The organism is Vibrio cincinnatiensis, assembly GCF_022113815.1.
Classification (GTDB): Bacteria; Pseudomonadota; Gammaproteobacteria; order Enterobacterales; family Vibrionaceae; genus Vibrio; species Vibrio cincinnatiensis_A.
On sequence record NZ_SGOM01000061.1, the window covers coordinates 1 to 1,011 of the forward strand.

Genomic DNA, 1,011 nt, shown 5'->3' on the forward strand with positions numbered 1-1,011 from the left:
AAAATGCCACGCGTTNATTGTCCCTCTTAAATGCTTTGTTATGTAACTTTACTAACCATTTCAAAGCATTACCAAAAACAGCATCGCCAAACACGATTTAACTTACACGAAAAGTCAGCATTGACCCAGTAGAAAAAACTCTGGCAACTACAAAAGTAACTTGATTCTGCGGATCATGACTATAGAGAAGCTGAACGCAAACCCGCTTCACCAGTAAGCGCTGAATAAAGACTCGAAGAACAAGAAGACGGAAACGAAGCCAATATGAACACAACTGGGTTTATAAATTAAAAAATAACTAATAAAAAACAATCAGTTAAAAGTATCAAACAGACAAACTAGAAGCTAAGTTCAAAGTAAAGAAATCATAAAAATACTTTAATTTTCAATATATTGTGCTCTTTTTCTCTACGGTTACATAACGCCCGCCTAAGGGGCTGGCAACGCATTAACACAAAACTCAAACACAACAACTGCAACCACCGCGGCTCATTGGGACTGGAAACGCCACGCGTTGACAGTCCCTCTTGAGGCGTTTGTTAGCTGTGTTTTTGAGTAATTCGCCGATACTCATGAATTTGTGACTCTATACATTCTCGTTTTTCTAGAACGTAATTTTGGGAAAGTTGAATCAACTTATCTCTAGATACTGGCTCGCCATTAAGTATGCTTAAAGGATTCCATGTTCCTTTAATAAAATTACATGTCCGACAACTTAGTACACAATTGTCGTAAGAATCATCACCACTTTTTGAGTAAGGGACAATATGATCTGTTTGCCATTCTTTATAGTTTTCAACTGACTTCAACATGTCCTTTTTACAGTAAGCACACTTGAAATCAAACTCGATACCAAGCCGAATTTCTCGATCACCCCATTGACCGGTAGCAATCAATTCATCATAAATACTGCTCAACTTTCCTCCAAAACAGCTAACGCCGCATTAAGGGGCAGACAACGCAAACCACTGAACTCAAACTAGCCAGCCGTAACCTCAAATGCCAACCAAA

1 protein-coding gene is annotated in these 1,011 nt (G+C 38.5%); it reads right to left on the reverse strand.

From position 1 onward, the window contains the following. Positions 1-539 precede the first annotated feature (539 nt). Positions 540-917 (reverse strand): HNH endonuclease, encoded by a 378-nt coding sequence (locus EXA13_RS16565; protein WP_064626924.1) that lies wholly within the window; start codon positions 915-917, stop codon positions 540-542. Between the last annotated feature and the right edge of the window lie 94 nt (positions 918-1,011).